Annotated in this window: 2 protein-coding genes; both read right to left on the bottom strand. The window is 70.7% G+C overall.

What is annotated here, in order from left to right; translation table 11 throughout:
• Positions 1–3,755: type I polyketide synthase (locus ADY01_RS27750; RefSeq protein ID WP_049579001.1), on the bottom strand; the 3,755-nt coding region annotated here is incomplete at its 3' end.
• Positions 3,756–4,311: 556 nt separating this feature from the next.
• Positions 4,312–9,082, bottom strand: a 4,771-nt coding sequence (locus ADY01_RS27745) for a type I polyketide synthase (RefSeq protein ID WP_049578999.1), incomplete at its 5' end; no start/stop codon positions are given.

The following is a 9,082-nucleotide window of genomic DNA, read 5'->3' as shown; positions in this document are numbered from 1 at the left end:
GTGGCGCCCTCGGGGGCGGGCAGGGGGGTCCACTCCACGCGGAACAGCGAGTCGCGGCGCTCCCGGCCGGCCGCGTCGGCGCCGAGCTGCTCGGCGGTGACCGGCAGGGATACCAGCGAGTCCATGGTCAGGACGAGGTCGCCGGTCTCGTCGGCGGCCTGGAACGAGAGCGCGTCCGGGCCGCTCGGGGCGACTCGTACGCGCAGGGCGGAGGCGCCCAGGGCGTGCAGGACGAGACCGTTCCAGGCGAAGGGCAGAACTTTGCGGTCGTCGTCGGGGTTGGCGAAGGCGTTGGTGTGCAGGGCGGCGTCGAGCAGGGCCGGGTGGATGCCGAACCGGTCGGCGCTCTCGCGCTGCTCGGGCGGCAGGACAGCCTCGGCGAACAGTTCGTCGCCGCGCCGCCACACGCCGCGCAGGCCCTGGAAGGCCGGACCGTAGGCGTATCCGCGGGCGGCAAGATCCGAGTAGAAGTCGTCGATGGCGACGGACTGCGCGCCGGCCGGGGGCCAGGCGGCGAAGTCGACGGCGGGCGTCGTGCCGTCGGTCCAGGCGGCGTTGGAGAGCAGGCCGGTGGCATGCCGGGTCCATCCCCCCTGCCCCGCCTCCTCGTCGGAGGTCTCCTCGGGGAGGGAGTAGACATCCACGGTGCGCGAACCGTTGGGGCCGGCGCCGCTGACGGCGACCTGGATGCGGACGCCGCCCTGCTCGGGCAGCACGAGCGGTGACTCGATGACGAGTTCTTCCAGGACACCGCAGCCGAACTCGTCGCCGGCTCGGACCGCCAGATCGACGTAGATGGTTCCGGGTACGACGACCGCGCCTGCGATGGCGTGGTCCGCGAGCCACGGGTGGGTGCGTAGGGAGAGTCGGGAGGTGAGGACCAGACCGTCGGACTGGGGCAGCGGGACCACCGCGCCGAGCAGCGGGTGGTCGGTGCCGGTCAGGCCGAGCGAGGCGGTGTCGTTGGCGGTGCCGGTCAGCTGGATCCAGTAGTGCTGGTGGTCGAAGGCGTATGTCGGGAGGTCGATGCGGCCGGCGTCGGCTCGGGCCGCAAGGACGCCGCTCCAGTCGACGTGGACGCCTCGGACGAAGAGTTCGGCCATCGAGGTGAACAGGCGGCGCGGGCCGCCGTCTTCACGGCGCAGGGAGCCGGTCACGACGGCGTCGGCCTCGGCGAGGTCCACGATCTCGCTGATCGGCTGGACCAGGACGGGGTGGGCGCTGGACTCCACGAACACGGTGTGGCCGTCGGCCACGAGGTCGGCGATCGCGGGACCGAAGCGGACCTGCCGGCGCAGGTTGCGGTACCAGTAACCGCCGTCGAGGACACCCGGCTCGCGAATCCACTCGCCGGTCACAGTGGAGAAGAACGGCACGGCAGGAGCCTGGCTGCGGATGTCGGCGAAGGCCTCGCTCAGGATCTCCTGGACGGCTTCGACATGCCGTGTGTGCGAGGCATAGTCGACTGCGATGCGGCGCACGCGTACGCCTTGGTCCTCCAGCACGTCGATGGCCTCGTCGAGGGCTTCGGCGTCACCGGCGATCACCACTGACGCGGGACCGTTGACCGCCGCGACCTCGATCCGGCCGGCCCACCGCTCCAGACGCTCGACGGCCTCTGCCTCGGACAGCGCCACCGACGCCATACCGCCACGGCCCGCCAGGCTTGCGGCGATGACCTGACTGCGTACGGCCACAATGCGGGCGGCGTTCTCCAGGGACAGCGCGCCCGACACGCACGCGGCAGCGATCTCACCCTGCGAGTGACCGACCACCGCATCCGGCACCACACCGACCGACGACCACACCGCGGCCAGACCCACCATCACCGCGAAACTCGCAGGCTGCACCACATCCACGCGCTTCAGGAGTTCGGCCGGAGCATCCCCTCGCAGCACATCCACCAGCGACCAGTCGACCCACCGCTCGAGCGCCGCCGCGCACTCAGCAATCCGCTCCGCGAACACCGGTGAGGAGTCGAGGAGTTCGCGGCCCATGCCGGTCCATTGCGAACCCTGCCCCGGAAAGACGAGCACGACTTTTCCGGCCCCGCCCGGTGTCGACGCGCTGCCGACGGCCACCGTGTGTGCGGCCTCGCCGCGCGCCAGCGCGCCCAGGCCCGCCAGGGCCTCCTCGGGCGAGTCGGCCATGACGACCGCGCGCTCGGCGAGCGTCGCCCGGCCGGTGGCCAATGCGGCCGCGACGTCGGCGAGCGCAACCGTGCCGGACGCCTCGACGAACGAATGCAGACGCTCCGCCTGGCCGGTAAGCGAGGCGGCCGTGGCCGCCGACAGCACCAGCGGCACCACGCCGTCGACCGCTGGAGCCGGAGAGGGGCCGGAGGCAGTTTCCGCGGCGGGCTCTTCTTCCAGCGCCTGCTCCAGGATCAGGTGGGCGTTCGTACCGCTGGCACCGAACGAAGACGCACCGGCCCGGCGCGGCCGGCCCACCTCTGGCCACGCGCGGGCCTCCGTCAGCAGCTCCACGGAGCCCGCCGTCCAGTCCACCTGCGAGGTGGGGGCGTCCACGTGCCGGGTGGGGGGCATGACACCGTGCCGCAGCGCCTGCACCATGTTGATCACTGCGGCCACGCCGGAGGCGGCCTGGGTGTGGCCGATGACCGATTTGACCGAGCCGAGCCACAGCGGCCGGTCCTCCGACCGGTCCTGGCCGTACGTGGCGATCAGGGCTTGCGCCTCGATCGGGTCACCAAGAACGGTGCCGGTGCCGTGGCCCTCGACCATGTCGATGTCGGCCGTAGTGAGGTCGGCGCTCTCCAGCGCCTTGCGGATGACGCGCTGCTGCGCGGGTCCGTTGGGCGCCGTCAGGCCGTTGGAAGCGCCGTCCTGGTTGAGGGCGGAGCCGCGGATCACCGCGAGGACCCGGTGTCCGTTGCGGCGCGCCTCCGACAGCCGCTCAAGCAGGATCACACCTGCGCCTTCGGCCCAGCTGGAGCCGTCCGCGCAGGCCGCGTACGACTTGCAGCGGCCGTCGAAGGCGAGGCCGCGCTGCCGGGCGAAGCCGACGAACCCGCCGGGGGTCGCCATCACGGTGGCGCCGCCGGCCAAGGCCATGGAGCACTCGCCTCGCCGCAGTGCCTGGGCGGCCAGGTGGATGGCAACCATGGAGGAAGAACACATGGTGTCGACGGTGACGGCGGGGCCTTCGAGGCCGAGTGTGTAGGCGACCCGTCCCGAGGCGACGCCGCCCGCTGTGCCCAGGGCTCGCTCCAGGCTGAGGAAGCCTTCGAGGCCGCTGAGGTCGGGCGCGTAGTCCTGGTGGACCATGCCGGCGAACACGCCGATGTCAGCGCCGCGTACGGAGTGCGGGTCGATGCCGGCTCGTTCGAGGGCCTCCCAGGAGACCTCGAGGAGCTGCCGCTGCTGAGGGTCCATCGCGAGCGCCTCGCGCGGCGATATCCCGAAGAAGGCGGCATCGAATTGGCCGGCGTCGTGCAGGAACGCGCCCTCGCGGACGTACGTCGTGCCGGGGTTGTCCGGGTCGGGGTGGTAGATGCCCTCCAGATCCCAGCCGCGGTCCTCGGGGAAGGCGGTGTAGACGTCGGTGCCGTCGGTCACCACCCGCCACAGGTCCTCGGGGGTGCGTATGCCGCCCGCGTACCTACAGGCCATCGAAACGATCGCGATGGGTTCGGCAGAGGACTCGGAGAGACGCTGGTTCTCCTGCTGGAGCCGCGTGTTCTCCTTGAGCGAGGCACGCAGTGCGTTGACGATCTGCTCGTCCGGTGCCGTCATCTCGGTAGGCCCTCCGTCTTTGTCGCTGTCGGTAAACCAAATGTCGGTAAGTCGGGTGATCAGTCGGTGTCGCTTCCCAGGGCGCGCTTTGCGAGGCCGCCCTCGGGACCGATGAGGCCGAGCAGCATGTCGAGAAGCCCGGCCTCCCGGAACCGGGCGAGCGGGACCTGATCAGAGCGCAGGAAACCGACGAGGGCGTCCGGGGTCGGATAGTCGAAGATGAGGGTCGCGGGCGGCTGCGACGTACGAGGTCAGTTGATGCGGCGCGGAACCCTCATCGCGGATGCTCGCATCGATGTGAAAAAAAGAGAAGACACAGATAAAGACTCCTGAATTGTTGCTGGGCATTTCTATGACCGCAGAGGGTCCGCGAAAATCGAGGGCTGCCTCACGAGATTAGACAGGGCCGCCTTCGTGGGGCATCCCCTGGTCTGGTAGCTCCCGGTTGCGTCCAAGGAAGTGGTGGCCACCGCCTGATCTTCGAGATGTCAAGCCCCGCCCCGTGAACGGACGAACGTCCGCCTCACCCACGTAGGACAAGGTTCACGTCAGGTGATCAGTTGGTGTCGTTTCCCAGGGCGCGCTTCACGAGGTCGGCGACGTCCATCCCGTCGATCAGGTCGGCGTCGTCCTCAGCGGCGGGCATCACCGGGTCTGGCTCGGGAGTCGTCACCCCGGGGACGGAGCCGTCCTCGGGACCGGCGAGGCTGAGCAGCGTGTCGAGAAGGCCGGCCTCCCGGAACCGGGCGAGCGGGACCTGCGCGAGTACGCGCCTCAGATCGTCCTCCCGCGTGTCCAGGTCGTCGTCGCCCGTTTCCGTCAGCAGTTCAGATCGCAGGAAACCGACGACGGCGTCCGGGGTCGGATAGTCGAAGATGAGGGTCGCGGGCAGTCGTAGACCGGTGGCCACGTGCAGGCTGTTGCGGAGGTTGACCGCGGCGAGCGAGTCGAAACCGACCTCCTGGAAGGACTGGAGCGGGCCGATGCTGTCCGTGCTGCTGTGTCCGAGGACGGTCGAGGCCTGTCCGCACACCAGCCGGAGCAGGAGACGGTTCTGTTCCGCCTCGGGGACGTTGCGGAGGGAGTCCACCAGGGATGAGGTGGTGCTGATGTTCTCGGCATCGGGCTGGGAGGCGCGCAGGGCGGCGGCGGCCTCGGGCAGGTCAGCGAAGAGCGGGCTGACCCGTACAGAGGTGAACGCCGGGATGAACGCTTCCCAGTCCATGTCGACGACCGTCACGGCTTTCTCCCGCGCTTCCACGGCCTGTTCGAACGCGGTCATCGCGATCTGTTGGGTCATCGGCAGGACACCGCGGCGGCGCAGCTGCGCGAGGGTCGCCTCGTCCATGGCAGGGCCGACTTCGTCGAAGGCCCCCCAGGCGATCGAGGTGGCCGCGAGTCCTCGGCCGCGGCGCCGTTCGACCAGGGCGTCCAGGACCGCGTTGGCCGCGCCGGAGACGCCCTGGCCACCACCGCCCCAGATTCCGGCGATCGAGGAGAAGACCACGAAGGCGTCGAGCGGGGCCCCGCCGGCGTCGGTGTCGGTGTCGGTGTGGGTGTCGGTGAACAATTCGTCGAGCCAGACAGCGGTGTCGACCTTGGCCGCGAAGACCTCGGTGAGGTCGGCGAGGCCGGTGTCGGCGATGTTGCTGGTCCAGGCGGCGTCGGCGGCGTGCACGACGGCGGTGAGCGGCTGCTCCTCCGGGGTCTCGGCGATGAGTCGGGCGAGCGTTTCACGGTCGGCGTCGGCGCAGGAGACGACGGTCGTCTCCACCCCGGTGGCCGCGAGCTTGTCCAGCAACTTGGTGACGGCGTCGGCGGGCGCCTGAGCCGTGGTCGTGATGATGAGACGGCGCGCGCCGGACCGGGCGAGCCAGAGCGAGGCATGTGCGCCGAGGGCCTCGGCACCACCGGTCACAAGGACTGTGCCATGAGGCTGCCAGCCGCCGTCGGCGGGCGCCTCGGGTGCGGGCTTGCGGCTGAGCCGCCTGCTGTAGACGCCGGAGCGACGTACGGCGAGCTGGTCGTCCCCCGCTGCGCCGTTCAGCGCGCCCACGAGATACTGCGCGGTGCGGGCGTTGGCGGTTGCCGGTAGGTCGACCAGGCCGCCCCACCGGTCGGGGTGTTCGAGGGCCACGGCGCGGCCCAGGCCCCAGAGCGCGGCCTCGCCAGGATCGGTAACGGTGTCCTGGATACCGGTGTTCACCACGCCCCGGGTCAGACACCACAGTGGCCCGTCGACGCCCGCGTCTCCGAGGGCCTGAATCAGCGCGAGGGTCCTGGCGGCGGTGACAGTGGCGTCCTGCGTGCCGCCGAGGGCGAGCAGGGAGAGAACTCCTGCCGGCTCGTACTCGGCTCGGATGCCGCTCAACTGCTCGGTGAGCACCGTGCGGGTGAAGGTGGAGGGAGCGATCTCCAAGGGCACGATGTCGAGTCCCTGGGCACCGAGCGCCGCGAGGAGCTCGGCCACCTGGGAGCCGTCCGTGGAGTCGGCCGGGAAACCGGTCGCGCCTTCGATCGGGCATCCCGGCGGCAGTACGGCGAGCCAGCGGCCCGCGGGTACTCCCGACACCTCCCGGTCCAGGGGCCGCCAGGTGATGGCGTAGCGGAGGCGCTCAGCGCTGAACCGCTGCTGGCGCCTGCCGCGCCAGTCCGCCAACACCGGCACGACAGTGCGCAGGGCGTCTCGCAGACCGGCGGAGTCCGAGGCGAGCAGTCCGGCGAGCGAGTCCGCGTCGGTCTGCTCGACGGCGCTCCAGAAGTCCGCGTCGGTGTCCTCGGCCGAGGCGCCGCTGCCGTCGGCGTTATCGGCCTCCTGCAACCAGTAGTGACGTCGGTCGAAGGCATACGTCGGGAGCTCGACCTGCGAGGCACCGGCACCGGCCGGCAGCATTGTCGCCCAGTCCACCGGCACACCTCGGACGAAAAGCTCGGCCATCGAGGTGAACAGCCGGTGCAGACCGCCCTCGTCACGGCGCAGCGTGCCGCCGACGACAGCGCGCAGCCGGACCGTGTCATCCGCCTCGTCCACGATCTCGCTGACCGGCTGCACCAGAACCGGATGGGCACTGGCCTCCACGAAGACGGTATGGCCGCCGGCCAGGAGGTCGGCGATGGCGGGACCGAAACGGACCTGGCCACGCAGATTGCGGTACCAGTAACCACCGTCGAGGACACCCGCCTCCTTCACCCACTCGCCGGTCACAGTCGAGTAGAAAGGAACCAGCGGGGCTTGGGCACGGATGTCGGCGAAGGCGGTTGTCAGTACGTCCTCGATCGCCTCCACGTGCCGGGTGTGGGAGGCGTAGTCCACCGCGACCCGGCGCACCCGCACACCATCCGCCTCAAGAACCTCCAGCGCCTCGTCGAGAGCCTCGGCATCACCGGCGATCACCACCGACGACGGACTGTTGACCGCCGCCACCTCCACCCGGCCGTCCCACCGCTCGATACGCCCGGCCACCTCAGCCTCGGACACCGCCACCGACGCCATACCACCCCGGCCCGCCAGACTGCCCGCGATGACCTGACTGCGCACCGCCACCACCCGGGCAGCGTCCTCCAGCGACAACGCACCCGCCACACACGCAGCCGCGATCTCACCCTGCGAATGACCCACCACCGCATCCGCCACCACACCCACCGACGACCACACCGCAGCCAGACCCACCATCACCGCAAAACTCGCAGGCTGCACCACATCCACACGCTCCAACAGCGCAGCCGGAACATCCCCCCGCAACACATCCACCAACGACCAATCCACCCACCGCTCCAACGCCACCGCACACTCCCCCACCCGCTCCGCGAACACCGGCGAGGAATCCAGCAGCTCACGCCCCATACCGGCCCACTGCGAACCCTGACCCGGGAACACCAGCACGCTCCGCCCCGCACCCACCGCGCTGCCAGTGACCAGACCCGGATGAGACTCACCCCGCGCCAGCCCACCAAGCCCCGCCACAGCCTCACCCCGCGAGCCGGCCACGACCACCGCGCGCTCGGACAACATCGCCCGCCGAGCAACCAACGCCGCGGCCACGTCCGGCAGTGTGCCCGCGTTCTCCGCGACGAACGACACCAGCCGCTCCGCCTGCCCCACCAGCGAACCAGGATTCCGCGCCGACACCACCAGCGGAACCACAACGGGCGCAGCGGGCAGCTCCGCGCCGCTCTCTGCCGCCGGCGCCTCGACGGGCTCTTCGGGTGACTCCTCCAGGATCACGTGGGCGTTGGTGCCGCTCGCGCCGAAGGAGGAGACGGCGGCTCGGCGCGGACGGCCAGTGTCCGGCCATTCCCGCGCCTCTCTGAGCAGTTCGACCGCGCCGGCCGTCCAGTCCACCTGCGGTGTCGGCTCCTCCACATGGAGCGTCGGCGGCATGACTCCGTGTCGCAGCGCCTCGACCATCTTGATGACGCCGGAGACACCCGCCGCTGCCTGGGTGTGGCCGATGTTGGACTTCAGCGAGCCGAGCCACAGCGGACGGTCGGCGGGCCGGTCCTGTCCGTAGGTGCCAAGCAGTGCCTGGACCTCGATCGGGTCGCCCAGGGATGTGCCGGTGCCGTGGCCCTCGACCATGTCGATGTCCTTCGTCGACAGGCCCGCGTCGGACAGAGCGCGCCGGATGACGCGCTGCTGGGAGGGTCCGTTGGGAGCGGTCAGGCCGTTCGAGGCGCCGTCCTGGTTGACGGCGCTGCCGCGCAGCACGGCCAGGATCCGGTGGCCGTTGCGGCGGGCCTCCGACAGGCGCTCCAGGACGATGACGCCCACGCCCTCGGCCCAGCCGGTGCCGTCGGCGGTCGAGGAGTACGCCTTGCACCGGCCGTCGGCGGAGAGACCGCGCTGGCGGGCGAACTCCACGAAGGCGTCCGGGCTGGACATGACGGTCGCACCGCCTGCGAGGGCGAGCGAGCAGTCTCCGCGCCGTAGCGCCTGGGTCGCCAGGTGCATCGCCACGAGGGAGGACGAGCAGGCCGTGTCGATGGTCACCGCCGGCCCTTCGAAGCCGAACACGTACGACACGCGTCCCGAGGCCACGCTCGACGAGGTGCCGGTCATCACGTAGCCCCGGACGTCCTCGGGGATCTGCCGCAGCCGGGTGACGTAGTCGTGGTGGACGATGCCGGTGAAAACACCGATGTCACGGCCCCGGGCGGAAAGGGGGCCGATTCCGGCCCGCTCCAGGGCCTCCCATGAGGTCTCCAGGAGCAGCCGCTGCTGCGGATCCATCGCGAGGGCCTCGCGCGGCGAGATCCCGAAGAGTCCGGCGTCGAATTGGGCGGCGTCATGCAGGAATCCGCCGACGCGGGTGTAGGTGGTGCCGGGG

Origin of the sequence: Streptomyces sp. SBT349, assembly GCF_001083795.1 — a bacterium.
GTDB lineage: Bacteria > Actinomycetota > Actinomycetes > Streptomycetales > Streptomycetaceae > Streptomyces.
Note: the sequence above shows the minus strand (reverse complement) of the source record. Positions and strands in the feature narration are given on the sequence as shown.